This is a genomic window from Pelagibius sp. (assembly GCF_028281305.1).
Lineage (GTDB): Bacteria > Pseudomonadota > Alphaproteobacteria > Kiloniellales > Kiloniellaceae > Pelagibius.
In genome coordinates this window covers 1-14,280 of sequence record NZ_JANQKD010000096.1, presented here as the reverse complement: position 1 = coordinate 14,280, position 14,280 = coordinate 1, and the positions used below count along the sequence as shown (strand labels likewise).

Sequence of the window (14,280 nt, the reverse complement as noted above, 5' to 3'; positions counted from 1 at the left end):
AGGTAACAAGGGAGATAAAGGGATGCAACGGCGATTTCTGGGTGGGACCGGCTGTCTCCTCGGCTTCGCGCTGCCGCTGGTGCTCGCGGCCTGCGCGGCCGATCCCTTGCCGCGCCTGACTTACGCGGAGCGGCCCTGTTACCGCACGTTGGCTGAGGTCGACTGCCATGCCGCACCGCTTCCGGGCGAAGAGAACCGGCGTGTGGATTTTTATGACCAACCGGTGAAGGTGGAACAGAGGAAGGCATGGCCGCTCAGTCTGTTCCAGTGACCGGCGCAGCTTCCTCCATCGATATCGACACCATGGAGATCCACACCGTCGAGATGCACACTGGCGGCGAGCCGGTGCGGATCGTCACATCGGGCTATCCCGCGCTCGCCGGCGCCACGCTGCTGGACAAGCGCCGCGAGGCGCGGGAGCGTCACGATGCCCTGCGCCGCCTGTTGATGTTCGAGCCGCGCGGCCACGCGGAGATGTACGGCGCCGTTCTGGTGGAGCCCGACCATCCGGAGGCGGACCTGGCCGTGCTCTTTCTGCACAACGAAGGCTACTCCACCATGTGCGGCCATGCGGTGATCGCGCTGGGCCGCTGGGCAGTCGACAACGGTCGGGTCGTGGCGCGCGAGCCGGAAACGCCGGTCGCCATCCAGTGCCCCTGTGGCCTGGTGCGCACGGTGGTCGAGGTTCGGGACGGCCGGGCAGGCGCGGTCCGCTTCCGCTCCGTGCCGGCCTTCGCTTTCGCGCGCCAGGCGATGGTGGAGACGCGGGACTGGGGGCCGCTGGAACTCGACATCGCTTACGGCGGGGCCTTCTATGCGGTTTTGCCGGCGGCCTCCATCGGGCTCGATCTCTCGCCGGCCTCGGTCAGGGCGCTGACCGACGCAGGAGAGGCGATCACCGCCGCTGCCGCCGAACAGATCGCCCTGCAGCATCCGGACGATCCGGACCTGGGCTTTCTCTACGGCACGATCTTCACCGACGGCGCCGACCGCTTCGAAGAAGCGCCGACGCGCAACCTCTGCGTCTTCGCCGGCCGCCAGGTGGACCGCAGCCCCACCGGTTCCGGCGTCACCGCGCGTGTCGCCTTGCAGTGGGCTCGCGGCGAGATCGCCCTTGGCCAGGCGCGCCGCTTCGAAAGCGTCACCGGTGCCGTCTTCACCGGGGTCGTGGTGGAGGAGACCGCCGCCGGCCGTCACCGCGCCGTCGTCGTCGAGGTTTCCGGCAAGGCCCACTACACCGGCGAAGCCCGCTTTACCCTGGAGCCCGACGATCCGCTGGGAGAAGGATTTCTGCTGCGGTGAAGTTCGTTCGTTGGCCGCACAAAAGAAAACCCCCGGCGCAGAACGCCGGGGGAGTTTGAAACAGGGAGTGTCAGGCAAAAATCGGACGCGCCGAAGGGGGAGTTCGATGGCTGCATCGATGTTCGGCGCAGGGCAGAGACTGCCTGCAGGGCGCGCCGGCCACAAGGCGTACAGAGGGGGTAGCCCCTTTTGACTGAGGCAGCGAAAAAGAGCGTGCTCGGCGTTCTCTGAAGAACCCCTGACGACCCTCAGAAAACCTAGGAAATGTCGACGTTCACCTTGATGTCCAGGAGGTCGGCGAAGGAGTCAACGCCGCTGCCGTCGATGCCCTCCAGGGTCAGGCTGCCGCCCTGCGCAAAGGTGATGACGACCGAATCGGCACCGCCGCTCACCGTGTGGCCGCCGGCATCGAGATCGGCGATGTCGATGCTGTTGTCGCCGTTCTCGTCCAGCAGGTCGGTGAGTTCGAGCCGGTCGCCGCCGTTGCCGGTCTTGAAGTCGAGGATCATGTCGTCGCCCTGATCAGCGGCCAGGGAGAAGGTGAAGACGTCGCGTCCGTTGCCGCCGGTCATCACGTCGTCGCCCAGCCCGCCGTCCAGCGTGTCGCGGCCGGAGCCGCCGGTGAGCGTGTCGTCGCCGATTCCGCCCAGCAGCAGATCGTTGCTTCCGCCACCGTTCAGCAGATCGTTGCCGAGGCCGCCGTCCAGCGTGTCGCGGCCGTGCTCGCCTAGCAGTTGGTCATTGTCGCCGCCGCCCAGCAGGCTGTCGTTGCCGCTGCCGCCGATCAGCAGGTCGAGGCCGTCGCCGCCCTCCAGGGTGTCGCGGCCGCCGGCACCGGTCAGGCTGTCGTCGCCCTCGCCGCCGACCAGCATGTCGTTGCCGCTGCCGCCGTTCAGGAGGTCGTTGTCGGCACCGCCGTCCAGGCTGTCGTTGCCCTGGGCGCCGAACAGGCTGTCGTCGCCGGCGCCGCCCAGCAGGGTGTCACGGCCCTGGGCGCCGTCCACCAGGTCGGCGAGGCTGCCGCCGGTCACCTGGTCGTTGCCCTTGCCGGCGTCGAAGGCGCTGCCTTCCGTGAAGCCGGCCTCCAGAGCTTCGCGGGCGGTTTCCGGAAGAATCACCACGTCATTGCCCTTGCCGGCATCGTACTGCGTGCCGTCGCTGTAGCCGCCGACATCGATGGCGTTCAGATCGACGCTATCCGCTTTCTTCGTGAACAGCGCCTGATCGGCGCCGGGGCCGACGGGGTTTTCCGGCGGCACGAAGACAGCGGCCTGGGTTTGGGCCGGCTGCGTCGACACGGTCTGAAGCGGCAGTTCGGGCAGGTCGTCGTCATCGCCGAGAGGCGCCAATCCCAGAGTTGCCGGCCCGAAGCCGGGCGTGGTGACGCCCCCGTCGCCGATCCCTTCGGGACCGCCGCCGGCGCCGCCTTCGGCTGCGGCCGTGCGCAGGCCGGCAATCAGGCTGCCCAGATCGCTCTGATAGACGGAAGTCCCGCCGCCTGACTGCTGCGGTCCGGACTGCTGCGGCCCGGCAGTGGTCTCCAGCGGGGGCGGGAGGAGCGAATCAAGCTGGCCCAGCAGAGCCTCGCCCGGAACGGCGCTGCCGTCGGGCAGCAGCAGTTGCGGCGCTTCGCCGTCGTCTTCGTCAAAGTCCTTGAGGGCGAGCTGGCCGCCGTTGGGAAACTCGAGAACGAGGTCGCCGTCCCGCGCGGCCACCTGAACGGCCTGCGGATCGAACCGCAGTTCAATCCGTGTGGCGGTCCCGACCGGCAGCGTGACTGTTTCTCCGGCCGGCGGTGCATCCACGCTCACCACCTGGCCACCCTGATCGCCGCCCTGATTGCCGTTTTCCTGCGCGGCAGGGGCATTTCGGCTGCCATCCGGGCCAATCGTGTCCGCCATCGTCCATGCTCCTCAAAGACCAATGGGCCGCGCTCTGCGGGGAGAGCGCGGCTCAGGTTCCGGGCATCAGTCTGGCGGAGAGGCCTTAACAGGCGCTTAGGATTTAGCGTAAACGCCGGTCAGGCGGGCCGGGAGAGGGAAGGCTTTGAATCACCTCGTAAAGTCGCGGGCGGCTGTCGCCCGGCGGGAGGTTCGCCTCACGTCAGGGGCAAGGCGTCAGTCTTGGAATTCGCGGCGGGCGCGCATGGTCTCGATCTGGGCTGCGACACCGCCCCACCCCAGGCTGTGGCAGTAGCGAATGGCGCCCTCGACGCCGACGCGGTCGACCAGTTCCAGCGCCAGGTCGGCAAGGTCGCGCTGGATGGTCACGGCATTGCGGGGATCAACTGTGGTTGCGGTCATCGTACTCAGGCCTCCGTATCTGTCTCGGCCCTGTCTTCCGGGGCGTCAGCGGTGCTGTTCTAGTCTAAGAACGCTCCGGCGAGCCGCTTATTCCGCCCGTCTTGGGGATATACAGTTCTGTCGCGCCCGGAAGCTTCAGGGTTCAAAGAAAAAGCGCAAAGGATTCAGGTGGCCTGCGTCCAATCATGGCGAAACCGCCCCAAAGTGATGCGGGATTTATCACAGGGCTGCTTAACGGGCGGCAAAGCGGAGAGGTTAATGAATTGCCAGCGCTTACGCTGTGATCCCGAGGGCGATGCGGGCGTTGTCGGTGATCCTGTCGAGCGGCCCGTCCGTCTCGACGACCTGCCAGTCGACAACACCGATGTCGTAAGAGAGTTGCCGCTGGACCACGGCAGCCGTGGCATCCGAGGCGTCGCCGTGGCGCTGGTCCACGCGCGTCATCATTGTCGCCGGCTGCGCCTGTAGCCAGAGCCCGCAGAAAGCGACGCCGCAGGTCTCGGCGAGGGCCCGGACCGCTGCACGCTCTGCGGGCTGTGCGAAGACGGCGTCGACGACAACCGCATGCCCGGCCGTCAAAACACGCTGTGCCCGGTCCAGCAGCTGGCGGTAGACCGCGTCGTTTGAGGCCTGGTCGTAGGCGTCCGGCGGAAGGCGCTCGTGCTCCTCCACGCCCGCAAGGGCTTTGCGCAGAACGTCGCTGCGCAGGTGGACCGCACCGGGGGAAGGGCCCAGGTCCACCGCAAGCCGGCGGGCCAGGCTTGTCTTGCCGGTGCCGGAGAGACCGCCCACGGCGACGAGGCGCGGCGCCGGCGGCTTCAGAAACCGGAGCGCCTGGGCGAAGTAGGCCGCAGCCTCCGCGCGCCGCCGGGCCTTGGCCTCCGGTGATTGCTCGACGCCCTCCAGACTGGCGGCGACCTTGGCCCTGACCGCGGCGCGGGCGGAAAGAAACAGCGGCAGCAACGCGAGAGCGTCCAGGTCCCCGCGCCGTTGGAGGTAGCGGTTCAGGACCAGGTTGGCGAAGGGTTTGAACCCGCGCTCCTCCAGGTCCATCAACAGAAAGGCGAGATCGTAGAGAACGTCGATGCAGGCGAGGGAGTCGTTGAACTCGATGGCGTCGAACAAGGTCGGCCGTCCGTTCAGCAGCACGACGTTGCGCAGGTGAAGGTCGCCGTGACAGAGCCGCTGCCGGCCTTCGCTGCTCCGCCGGTCCAGCAGCCCACGGCTGCGTTCCAGCGCGGCGCGGGAGCGCTCGGCGAGCAGAGCCGCCTCCGCGGGGGCGAAGAGGTCGGGCCGGGCCAGGATCTCTTCGTTGTTCTCTTCGACGACCCACTCCATGGCCTCCGCTCCGCGCAGCAGCTTCGCAGCACTGAGGGTGTCGACGGCAGGGGCCGCATCGTGGAAGACAGCGACCGCATCGGCCAAGGCCAGCATGGTGGCGTCGCTCAACTCGCCGGCTTCGGCCAGGCGGTCGAAGAGCTGGCCTTGCGAGAAACGTTTCATCACCAGCACCCACTCCACCACCGTGCCCGTGCCGTCGAGCGCCAGGTGGCCGTCCGCCTCCCGCGTCAGCGGAGAGACCCGGAGATAGAGGCAGGGTGCGGTTCGGACGTTGAGGGAGAGTTCGCGCTCCAGGGCGCGGCGCCGCTTCTCCAGGGTCGAGAAGTCCATATAGGGATAGCGCACCGCCCGCTTGATCTTGTAGGCGCGATCGCCGGCCAGGAAGACGATGGCGCCGTGGGTATCGATGCGCTGCACCTCGGCAACCCCCGGGCCGAAGCTGCGGGGATTGCCGAGGAAGCCTTGCGCGGCCTCCTGTGGATCGGCCGCGGGGCCCTGGGGCGGTGCGGAATCCGCCGTCTCTGCAGCAGTCATTGCGGGGAACGCTCGCTCCTGACCCGGCCAAGTTCCGGGTGAGCCTAGCCCGCCCGTACCCCGGTGCATTGAGATGGCTCAACCCGGCTGACCCGGCGCCGCCGGGGTGGGGTCAGATCAATGTCCCGGCAGGCCCGGGCCGCCATCATGACAACTCTGTGACCCAAAGCTGCCCTAATGGGAGATGTCCTTATGAACGACCTGCTGCCATGAGCGACCTCTTGCAGCCCGTGTACGAGCGCTTTCCGGGCCGCGAGAAGGAGGTGCAGCGACTCTACGCCTCGAACACCGCCTTCAGCGCGCTCTGCCGGGCGTATTGCGAGCTTGAAGAGCGCCTGGGCCACCTCGAGGAAGTGGCGGTCACGAACGGCCCGGACGCCGGGGAGGCGCTTCGGAAGCGCCGGGACGCCATGCTGCAGGAGATGCTGGCGGTGATGCAGCAGAACCAGCGCGTCTGACGGTTTTCCTTCGTCGGCCCCCCTTTTTTGGAGCGGCTTACGCGCTCGCCTTTTTCGCGGCAGCCTCGCTGAGATAGCTCAACATGGTCACCGCATCGCTGACCGCAAAGGGGTCGCCGGCAACGGCGCGGTCTTCGGCGAAGATCTTCTCGATGACACCGTCGTCGACGACCATGGCATAGCGCCAGGAACGCTCCCCGAAGCCCAACGCATCTTTATCCACCAGCATGCCCATCTGCCGGGTGAAGTGCGCGCTGCCATCGGGCAGCATGGTGACCTCGTCGTCGACGCCCTGGTCTTTCGCCCAGGCGTTCATGACGAAGGCGTCGTTCACGGACAGACAGAAGATCTCGTCGACCCCCATGGTCTTCAGACTCCTTGACAGGGTCATGTAACCGGGAAGGTGGGTGGACGAACAGGTCGGCGTGAAGGCGCCCGGCAGTGCGAAGACGATGACGCGCCGTCCCTTGAAGAAGTCACGGCTGGTCTTCTCCCGCCACTCTCCATCCGTGCGAAGTTTGAACGTGACCTCGGGAACCAAATCGCCGACGCTCCGCATCGCTGTCCTCCGTATCTATTTGCAGGTGTTACCAAGAGCTCAATGCACAGTGGGAGAGGCCGTCCGGTCGCCTCCGGTAACGGCAAAGGCGCTTTCCAGGGGATCGGTGTTGGGGCCGGCTGCGCCCTGCTGCGCCGCTTCTTTGGCATGGGGCCGATGGGGCCTCCGGCTCGCAGCTTCGAGCGCGGCGTAATCCCAATCCCGCAAAGGCAGGATGTAGCCGTCCTGCGCCAGGGCGGCGCCGAGACCCCGCGCCGCGTCGAGCGAGAGGCGCAGGGCCGCTCCCGGCAGCCAGTGTGCAAGCGCCGCTGCGGCCGCCTCGGTCTGCTCGCGCTGCAGCCAGGCGATCGCATCCAGAAGCCGGGCTTCGTCAGGGGAGAGACCGGGGCAGCGCAGGCAGCGGACATCGACGGCGCGCGTTGCCGCCAGGGTGGTGTTGCGCAAAACGGCATGGAGACTGAGGCCCGCATCGGCCGAGGCCCGGCTCCCGAAGTGCAGCCGCACGGCGGCCAGCGGGTCCTGGTCGCTGCGGAAGGCCTGAACCCAGAGCCTGACGCCGCCGGTGAGATGGCGTTCCGGCGGCGAGAGGGTCTGCCAGTCCGCCGCAGGGGGCAGCCGGTCTTTGTGAGGCGCAGCGTCATCGTCATAGCATGCGGCAAGGCGCAGCCGGGGCCGGTGGCGCTGCGAATCCAGCGGAATGGTCTGGCCGGCTTCACTCATGATGCGCGCGAGGCTGGCGGCGGCTTCGGCAAAGTCCCGCTGTGCCGAGGGCAGAACGAGCCACTCGACGAGCCGCTTCGAAAGGCTCGGATCGCTGCGCTGAGCCGCACCCAGCAGCGCCAGGAGCGCTTCCTCCCGGGCCGACACGCGGTCGTCGTCCAGTGGTGGCATCGCCTGGGGCAGGCGGCTGGCGTCGGCGAGGGCGGCAACCATCGTTGCAAGCGCCGCCAGCGCGTCCTCGAGCCGGGCGAGGCCCAGGGCGCGGGCGAACTCCTTGGCAATGCGCCCGGAGGCGTCGGCTCCTCCCCCGGCGTCCGCCGTGGCGTGGCGCAGCGCCCAGATGACGATGATCTCGGGAAAGGTCAGGGTGGCGACGATACGCGGCAGGCGATGGGACCGGTGCCGCTGGTCGGGAAGAGGCTGCATGGGAAGATCCACTGAGGTTTCGGCCGAGGGCGGGGACGGATCGTGATGCGAATGAGAATGACTCGCATTCTCTGAACAGTCAAGAACGCCCACAGTTTTTGTGCGTGTTCTTTTGGGGAGGCTGGTGAAGCGCCTGACCGGGGACTCCGGCTGGAACCCAGCGGGACCGGTTTGCCGGTCTCTCAGGTCCCGGAGAAGGTCGGCCTCCGCTTCTCCAGAAAGGCCCGGATGCCCTCCTGGCCGTCGGCGCTGGCGCCGGCCCGGGCGATGAAGCGGGTTTCCCGCTCCATCTGGCTTTCCAGGCTTTCCGTGGCCGCGGTCTGGAGCAGCTTCTTGACGCCGCCGTGGGCCTCGGTCGGGCCCTGGGCGAGGGTCGTGGCCAGGGCTTCCGCCTCCGTCAGCACCTGGTCGGCGGGCACCACCCTGTTCACGAGGCCCCAGTCCAGAGCCTCCTGCGCGCTGAGGACACGGTTGGTAAGATAGAGTTCCATCGCACGGCGCGGACCGAGGATGCGGCTGAGGAAAAAGGTCGAGCTGCCGTCCGGCGTCAGGCCAATCTGGGTGTAGGCGGATGTGAAGGTCGCGGTCTCGGCGGCGATCACGAGATCGCAGAAGGCGACGGCGCTGAGGCCGGCGCCGGCGGCCACGCCGTTGACGGCACCGATCAGCGGTGCGCGCATCCAGGCAAAGCGCGAGACGGCGGCATGGAGGTAGGTCGTCATCTCCTTCACCAGAAGATCGACGTCGTCGAGGCGCTTGGCGAATTCCGAAACATCGCCCCCGGCGCAGAAAGCCTGGTCGCCGGCACCGGTCAGAACGGCGGCGCGCACGGTCTTGTCGCTGGAGCAGCGGGTGGCGACGTCGCAGAGCTCGCGCACCAGCAGCGGGCTCATGGCATTGAAGCGTTCCGGCCTGTTGAAGGTGATCCAGGCAACGGCGTCGCGGACGTCGTAGGTGAGGGTCTCGTAGGTCAAGGGCTGCTCCTCCGCTTCGGCCGGGAGCCCGATTGAGCCTTAAGACGGTTTTCGATGCAACCAGGCCTCAGCGCACGACCGTGCGCGTCTCGTGGCGGATCGAGGCGTAGTTGCCGGAGAAGATGATGGCCGCGCCGAGCAGGGTCATGGCCTCGAAGGTTTCCTGGTAGAGCAGGAAGCCGACGACGGCGACGATGGGCAGCCGCAGGAACTCCATCGGCATGATGAAGGTGGCATCGGCGGCGGCCAGCGCCCGGGTGAGGCTGTAGTGGGCGGTCAGGCCGGTGACGGCCAGCAAGATCAGCCAGGGCGTCTGGTGCCAGGCCAGGGGCGCCCAGACGAAACTTGAGGCCACGGCCCCGAAGACGGTCTGCATGACCACCATCATGAAAACGATGGCAAGCGCGCTTTCGCGGCGGGTCAGCCATTTCGTCGCGACACCGGTGGCGCCGAAGAAGAAGGCGCAGGCCAGCATGATAAGGATACCCTCGCTGACCTCGACGAAGCCCGGCCGGACGATCACCAGGACACCGAGGAAGCCGAGCCCGAAGGCGGTCCAGCGTCCGCGGTTCATCTTCTCGCCGAGGAACAGCACCGCCAGCAGCCCGCCCCAGAGCGGCGAGGTGAACTCCAGGGCCGAGACCGTGGCCAGCGGCAGCAGCCCGATGCCGAAGATCCACAGGACCTGGCCGGTGAAGTGGATGACGTTGCGCGCCGTATGGCCGGCAAGGTAGGTCAGGCGGATCTGCCCCCAGCCGCCGCGCTGCAGAAACGGCAGCAGGATCAGGATGCCGATGGCGCTGCGGATGAACAGCATCTGGAAGGCATGCATCTCCCCGGTCAGTTCGCGCACCGAGACCGTCATCACCGCAAAGGAGGTGAGGGCGCCCATCATCCAGGCAATCGCTTTGGTCGTGGGGGAGGCAGAGATCATCGAAGGGTCCAGGGGGCCGGAGACGGCACGGCGCAGCAAGCTGCCATGCGGGGAGCAGAGCGGCAAGGCCGGGCGGGCGAACCTGAAATCGCTGTGCCGCCAGATTGACCGTATCGGCGCAACCGCTTGCCGTCTCTTTACGCCCTGTCGCCGCCGTTGGCGGCGCGGCGCAGGCGGGCGAGGATCATCGAGGTGCGGGGCAGGTACTGATAGGGCTCGCGCGGCTCGGCGCTCTGGCGGCGGGTCATGCGGAAGAGGGTGAAGGCGACCAGCGCCAGGTGCACCACCGCCATGAAGACGAACATGGCATTGGCGCCGGCCAGCGCAATCAGCCAGGCGGAGATCAGCGGGCTGACGATGGCGCCCAGCGAGAAGAAGAAGATCAGCGCCGCGCTGAGCTCGACAATGAAATCCGGATCGGCGAAGTCGTTGGCGTAGGCGGCGGAGACCGAATAGATCGGAAAGGCCGTGACCCCGAAGACGAAGGCGGCCAGGTAGATGGCCATGACCGCGCCCGGCGTGATCCAGTAGGCGATCCCCAGGCAGCTGGCTGCGGCGATGACGGACAGGCCGAGCAGCACCATGCGCCGGTCGGTCTTGTCGGCGATCCAGCCGATGGGATACTGCGCGGCGATGCCGCCCAGCATGCCGGAGGCGAGGAAGACCGCGATCTGCCCTTGCGTCAGGTCGTTTTCGACGCCGTAGACCGGCCCCACCATGCGGAAGCCGGCACTGGTGACGCCGGCGACCAGGATGCCGGTGATTGCCGTCGGTGAAAGGCGGAAGGCCTTCAGGGGCTGCAGCCTCGGCGCCTCCGGCGTCGGCGGGGCGGCGCGCTGGGTCAGGGCCAGGGGCAGCAAACAGATGCAGCAGAACATGGCGACGATGTTGTAGGCCACGTAGCTGCCCGGCTCGAGAACGGCGATCAGCCCCTGGGCGGTGATGGCGCCGACCAGGTCGACCACGCGGAAGACGCCGTAGACGCGGCCGCGATACTGGTTTTCGGTCTTGGCCTGGAGCCAGCTCTCCACCACCGTGTAGGCGCCGGCGATGGCAAAGCCGGTCAGCACCCGCAGCATCGCCCAGTAAAGCGGCCCCTCCAGCACCGGATGCAGAAGCGCGCCGATGGCGCCGATGGCGGCGGCCGCCGCGAAGGTACGGGAATGGCCGATATCGCCGATCAGCCGTGGCGTGACATAGCAGCCGAAGAAAAAGCCCAGGAAGTGCGCCGAGCCCAGCAGGCCGATTTCCTCGGTACTGAAGCCGATCGCCGCGCCGGAGAGCGCGTCCAGCGGCCCGAGCGAACCGGAGCCCATCTGAACCAGGAAGATCGACAGGAACAGCGCGGTGAACGACAGCAGGCTTGCCATGGCGGTCGCGGTCGGCCCGTGCCGGTCAAGAGGAGAAGAGGGAAGCGACGGACATGGGACTCTGACATAGCACCCTCCTGCAGGGGGAGGGATGCTCAATCGTCTGGGCTGCCCTGCTTCTGGCGGCGGGCTGGTGGCGCACCGGGGTGTGCACGGCGCGCGTGCCCGGCAAATGCCCCTGGCGTTTCGCGCAGCCGGCAGGCCCACTCCCTACGAGATCCATTCCAGAGCAGGGAACCCGGCGCGCCATGCCGTCTCCCCCCCGCCAAACCCCGCTGCGCCTTCACAGGCGCCAGTTCCTTCTGGCCCCGCGGCCAATCGCCGTCGCCGAGGGCTGGGTCAGCGAGGCGCTCGGCCCGGGGCTCCATCTCCACCGCTGCCCGGAGCTGCGCGTCGAACGGACCGCGGACGCGGAGGGCCGCGGCTGGCTCCTGCTCGGCCGCGCTATCGAAACCGACCCTGACCGCCCTGCGCCTCTGGCATCGCTGGCAGCAGTTCCCAGCACCGCGGTTCCCGCGCTGAGCCATGACTGGGCCGGGCGCTGGCTGCTGATCGGTCCCCTGGTGGGTCAGGGCGGGCGGATCTTCCCCGATGCCTCGGCGCTGCTCGGCTGCCTCTACTGCCGCGACGCCGAGGGGGCGCTTTGGGTGTCGAGCAGCCCGGCGCTGCTGGCCGAGCACGCGGCGGGCGTGGCTCAGGCGCTGGGCGACCCGCGGACACTGACCTACAACCGCGGTGTGTCGTGGTACCCGCCGCCGCGGGCCCGCTTTGCCGCGATGCACCGGCTGCTTCCGAGCCAGGCCCTGCGCTTGCTGGAGGGGCGTGTCGAAGCCCGCGCGCTGATGCCGCCGATCGATCCGGCCTGGCCACCTGAGGCGGCCAGGGCCGAGCTTGCGCGACGCCTGGTGGCCGTGCTGCGGCGCTTGGCAGCGGAGACGGGGGAGCCGCCCTGGCTTGGTCTTACCGGCGGCTACGACTCGCGCCTTATGCTGGCCCTGGCAGCGCAGGCCGGCCTGCCGCTGCAACCCTTCACCCGGGTAACGCCGCGCATGACGGTGGCCGACCGCGTGCTCCCGCCGGCGCTGGCGCGGATCGCCGGCTATCCGCACCGTCTGACCTTTCCGGCAGCGGTGCGGGAGGACCGGCGCGCCCTGCTGCGCCGCCATGCAGCAGACCATGTGTCCAAGGGCGACGCCCGCCCCGTTCTCAGCGGCGAGCGCGACGACCTCACCGGCATCAGCATCGGCGGCCATGGCTTCGCCATCGCCGGCGGCTTTGCCGACTGGCGGGCGCTGCCGGCGGAACCTGTCCCTGCAGCCGCAGCCGTGGAGGCGTTTCTGCAGCGTGCCGGCGAGCCCGCCGGATCGCCGGCCGCGGCCGGCCTCGCCGGGTGGCTGGCCTGGATCCGGGAAACGCCGCAGCCCCACCTCGACTGGCGCGACCGCCTCTACCTGGAGCAGCGCCAGGCCGGATGGCTGGCCGCCAAGGAGCAGGTGTCGGACCTGAACGCGGTGGAGCGCTTTCCCATTCTCAACTCTGCCCGGCTTTACGCCCTCATCCTTGGCATCGATGTGGCCGCGCGCCGGGGCTCAGAGCTGCAGCGGGACCTCATCGCCACGGCGCTGCCGGCCCTGCTGAGCCTGCCCTTCAATCCGCCGGACCGGGCCTTCCTGCGCAGCCGTCCGGATCTGGTGCTGCGCCGCCGCGTCTTCCGCGCCGCCGGCCGCTGGTGGCCGCGGCTGTCGGCCTAGGTACACCCCGCTTGACCGACGGATGCCTGACGACCCAACGTCAAACGACAACCTGCCGTGCTTCCGCCCGCCCCCTGGTAGAGATCTTATGCTCAATCATGAGGGGAAGTGAGCAAGGTGGGCGGGTGTGGCCTCCCGAAGCCTGCCGTGTCCTTTTTTCGTCCCTTGCAGACTGCTGTCCTAGGCACATAATGAACCCCTGGCTGAGTGAAAGAGTTCCTATAATAATTTGAAATTGAATAGATAAAACGGTCAGTCAGCAGGCGAGAGAGCATCTCGGCATAGCGAAAACGAGAACCGCAGATGCTCGCGCCGATCCAGCACCTCAGGGCTGGGAGGGCAGCAGTGTTACCGGTTGGCAGAGAATTGTCTTCTCGACAAAGTTGCAGGGCAGCGGCCAGACACAGGGGCCGGCTGCCTGAAGGTTTTTGCTCTTGGATTGCTGGCAAGTTTTCGAGCTTGGGCGGCGACTGGCCGGGAAGGGCCCTTCGCTTCTCGCAACAAGTGGCCGGGCGCCGTGGTCGGTGACAGGAATGGCCGAAGCCCGGCCGAGAACCCGAGACACAAGGGAGTATGAGGCCATGAGAGGAACGTTGCGCATTGCCATGTCGTCGTTGGGGCTGATGGTGCTGGCGGCCTGCGCGGGTACCCAGCTGGACCAGGCCGAGCGGACAACGCCGGGGGGCACGGCTTACGACCGCGATCTCTACGCCGGTTACGTCGGTCTTTCGCAGAACGAGTACGAAGAGGGCGACTACAGGGATTCCGACACCTTCGCCATGCGGGCAATGGAGGCTGCCCAGGGCGACGGCGTCGAGCCGGAACTGATCAGCGCCCGCAACCTGCCGGACGAGTCGGTGCCTGAGCTCTCTGCCGCGCGCGACCGTCTGGTCGCGGCCCAGGCAACCGGAGCCACCGCGCGCAAGCCGCAGGACGCGGTCGCAGCGCAGATCGCCTTTGACTGTTGGATGCAGGAGCAGGAAGAAAACCGCCAGCCGAACGATATCGCCGGCTGCCGGGATCGCTTCATGACGGCGATGGCCGCGCTGGAGGAACAGCCCCCGGTCGCAGCGGCCCCGCCGCCTCCGGCGGCGCCGGACCCCGTGCCGGGGCCGGTCACGGTGCTCTTCGACTTCGACAAGTCTGATCTGACAGTCGATGCGCGCACGGTGCTGGCGGACATGATCTCAGCCGCCAACAAGTCGGACTATGACATGATCAACGTCAGCGGCTTCACCGATCTGGTCGGCGGTGATGCCTACAACGAAGTGCTGTCCGAACAGCGGGCCAACGCGGTGATCGACTTCCTGGTCGAAAGCGGAGTCGAACGGGAGAAGATCTTCGGCCAGGGTTTCGGCAAGGCCGATCCCGTGGTGCCGGTCGAAACACCCGAGATCCGCAACCGCCGCGTGGAGATCGAGTTCAACCGCTAAAGGCTCAAACGAGTTGCCGGGCCGGGTCGATGGGCGCGCAATGCCGTCAGTCGGCCCGGCCGCTGCGGGTGCTGTCTGAGCGCGATGCTTTGAAGGAGAATGGTGCCGCCGGGGTGAATTGAACACCCGACCCCACCCTTACCAAGGGTGTGCTCTACCCCTGAGCTACGGCGGC

Annotated in this window: 13 protein-coding genes and 1 tRNA gene; 5 read left to right on the top strand and 9 right to left on the bottom strand. The window is 67.8% G+C overall.

Annotated features, from left to right (window positions below):
- The first annotated feature begins 22 nt into the window (after positions 1–22).
- Together Q0982_RS18465 and Q0982_RS18460 are read left to right on the top strand one after the other, a co-directional pair.
- Positions 23–271 carry a hypothetical protein gene (locus Q0982_RS18465; protein ID WP_299397951.1) on the top strand — a complete coding sequence of 83 codons (249 nt, stop codon included), beginning with the start codon at positions 23–25 and terminating at the stop codon, positions 269–271.
- A complete protein-coding gene (locus Q0982_RS18460; RefSeq protein ID WP_322097062.1) occupies positions 247–1,302 on the top strand; it encodes a proline racemase family protein in 1,056 nt (351 codons plus the stop codon). Before Q0982_RS18465 ends, Q0982_RS18460 begins: the two co-directional genes overlap by 25 nt.
- A gap of 257 nt (positions 1,303–1,559) precedes the next feature.
- On the opposite strand, the gene Q0982_RS18455 is transcribed toward Q0982_RS18460, so the two are convergent.
- The 3 genes from Q0982_RS18455 to Q0982_RS18445 all read right to left on the bottom strand — a co-directional run bounded on the left by Q0982_RS18455 (position 1,560) and on the right by Q0982_RS18445 (position 5,480).
- Positions 1,560–3,203, bottom strand: a complete 1,644-nt coding sequence (locus Q0982_RS18455) for a calcium-binding protein (RefSeq protein WP_299397948.1) — start codon at positions 3,201–3,203, stop codon at positions 1,560–1,562.
- A gap of 216 nt (positions 3,204–3,419) precedes the next feature.
- A complete protein-coding gene (locus Q0982_RS18450) occupies positions 3,420–3,605 on the bottom strand; it encodes a hypothetical protein (RefSeq protein WP_299397946.1) in 186 nt (61 codons plus the stop codon).
- 273 nt (positions 3,606–3,878) lie between these two features.
- Positions 3,879–5,480 carry a bifunctional aminoglycoside phosphotransferase/ATP-binding protein gene (locus tag Q0982_RS18445; RefSeq protein ID WP_299397944.1) on the bottom strand — a complete coding sequence of 534 codons (1,602 nt, stop codon included), beginning with the start codon at positions 5,478–5,480 and terminating at the stop codon, positions 3,879–3,881.
- A 209-nt stretch (positions 5,481–5,689) separates the two neighbouring features.
- On the opposite strand from Q0982_RS18445, the gene Q0982_RS18440 reads away from it, so the two are divergent.
- Positions 5,690–5,938, top strand: a complete 249-nt coding sequence (locus Q0982_RS18440; protein ID WP_299397942.1) for a hypothetical protein — start codon at positions 5,690–5,692, stop codon at positions 5,936–5,938.
- Positions 5,939–5,975: 37 nt separating this feature from the next.
- Here Q0982_RS18440 and Q0982_RS18435 read toward each other — a convergent pair whose 3' ends face one another.
- The 5 genes from Q0982_RS18435 to Q0982_RS18415 form a co-directional block, all read right to left on the bottom strand.
- Complete coding sequence (locus Q0982_RS18435) at positions 5,976–6,497, bottom strand: peroxiredoxin (protein ID WP_299397939.1); 522 nt, start codon at positions 6,495–6,497, stop codon at positions 5,976–5,978.
- Between the two features lie 39 nt (positions 6,498–6,536).
- A complete protein-coding gene (locus tag Q0982_RS18430) occupies positions 6,537–7,643 on the bottom strand; it encodes a hypothetical protein (RefSeq protein WP_299397937.1) in 1,107 nt (368 codons plus the stop codon).
- 182 nt (positions 7,644–7,825) lie between these two features.
- Complete coding sequence (locus tag Q0982_RS18425) at positions 7,826–8,617, bottom strand: enoyl-CoA hydratase/isomerase family protein (protein ID WP_299397934.1); 792 nt, start codon at positions 8,615–8,617, stop codon at positions 7,826–7,828.
- 67 nt (positions 8,618–8,684) lie between these two features.
- A complete protein-coding gene (locus Q0982_RS18420; RefSeq protein WP_299397931.1) occupies positions 8,685–9,551 on the bottom strand; it encodes a DMT family transporter in 867 nt (288 codons plus the stop codon).
- A gap of 137 nt (positions 9,552–9,688) precedes the next feature.
- Positions 9,689–10,921 carry an MFS transporter gene (locus Q0982_RS18415; protein WP_299397929.1) on the bottom strand — a complete coding sequence of 411 codons (1,233 nt, stop codon included), beginning with the start codon at positions 10,919–10,921 and terminating at the stop codon, positions 9,689–9,691.
- Positions 10,922–11,169: 248 nt separating this feature from the next.
- Here Q0982_RS18415 and Q0982_RS18410 point away from each other — a divergent pair, with 248 nt between their 5' ends.
- Positions 11,170–12,672, top strand: coding sequence for a hypothetical protein (locus Q0982_RS18410; protein WP_299397926.1), 1,503 nt, complete (start codon positions 11,170–11,172; stop codon positions 12,670–12,672).
- A gap of 581 nt (positions 12,673–13,253) precedes the next feature.
- Positions 13,254–14,105, top strand: coding sequence for an OmpA family protein (locus tag Q0982_RS18405; protein ID WP_299397924.1), 852 nt, complete (start codon positions 13,254–13,256; stop codon positions 14,103–14,105).
- Positions 14,106–14,205: 100 nt separating this feature from the next.
- On the opposite strand, the gene Q0982_RS18400 is transcribed toward Q0982_RS18405, so the two are convergent.
- Positions 14,206–14,280, bottom strand: a tRNA-Thr gene (locus tag Q0982_RS18400).

Excerpts from the sequence above, each read along its gene's own strand:
- Q0982_RS18465 (WP_299397951.1), top strand. The coding sequence starts at position 23 with ATGCAACGGCGATTTCTGGGTGGGACCGGCTGTCTCCTCGGCTTCGCG.
- Q0982_RS18460 (WP_322097062.1), top strand. The coding sequence starts at position 247 with ATGGCCGCTCAGTCTGTTCCAGTGACCGGCGCAGCTTCCTCCATCGAT.
- Q0982_RS18455 (WP_299397948.1), bottom strand. The coding sequence starts at position 3,203 with ATGGCGGACACGATTGGCCCGGATGGCAGCCGAAATGCCCCTGCCGCG.
- Q0982_RS18450 (WP_299397946.1), bottom strand. The coding sequence starts at position 3,605 with ATGACCGCAACCACAGTTGATCCCCGCAATGCCGTGACCATCCAGCGC.
- Q0982_RS18445 (WP_299397944.1), bottom strand. The coding sequence starts at position 5,480 with ATGACTGCTGCAGAGACGGCGGATTCCGCACCGCCCCAGGGCCCCGCG.
- Q0982_RS18440 (WP_299397942.1), top strand. The coding sequence starts at position 5,690 with ATGAGCGACCTCTTGCAGCCCGTGTACGAGCGCTTTCCGGGCCGCGAG.
- Q0982_RS18435 (WP_299397939.1), bottom strand. The coding sequence starts at position 6,497 with ATGCGGAGCGTCGGCGATTTGGTTCCCGAGGTCACGTTCAAACTTCGC.
- Q0982_RS18430 (WP_299397937.1), bottom strand. The coding sequence starts at position 7,643 with ATGCAGCCTCTTCCCGACCAGCGGCACCGGTCCCATCGCCTGCCGCGT.
- Q0982_RS18420 (WP_299397931.1), bottom strand. The coding sequence starts at position 9,551 with ATGATCTCTGCCTCCCCCACGACCAAAGCGATTGCCTGGATGATGGGC.
- Q0982_RS18415 (WP_299397929.1), bottom strand. The coding sequence starts at position 10,921 with ATGGCAAGCCTGCTGTCGTTCACCGCGCTGTTCCTGTCGATCTTCCTG.
- Q0982_RS18410 (WP_299397926.1), top strand. The coding sequence starts at position 11,170 with ATGCCGTCTCCCCCCCGCCAAACCCCGCTGCGCCTTCACAGGCGCCAG.
- Q0982_RS18405 (WP_299397924.1), top strand. The coding sequence starts at position 13,254 with ATGAGAGGAACGTTGCGCATTGCCATGTCGTCGTTGGGGCTGATGGTG.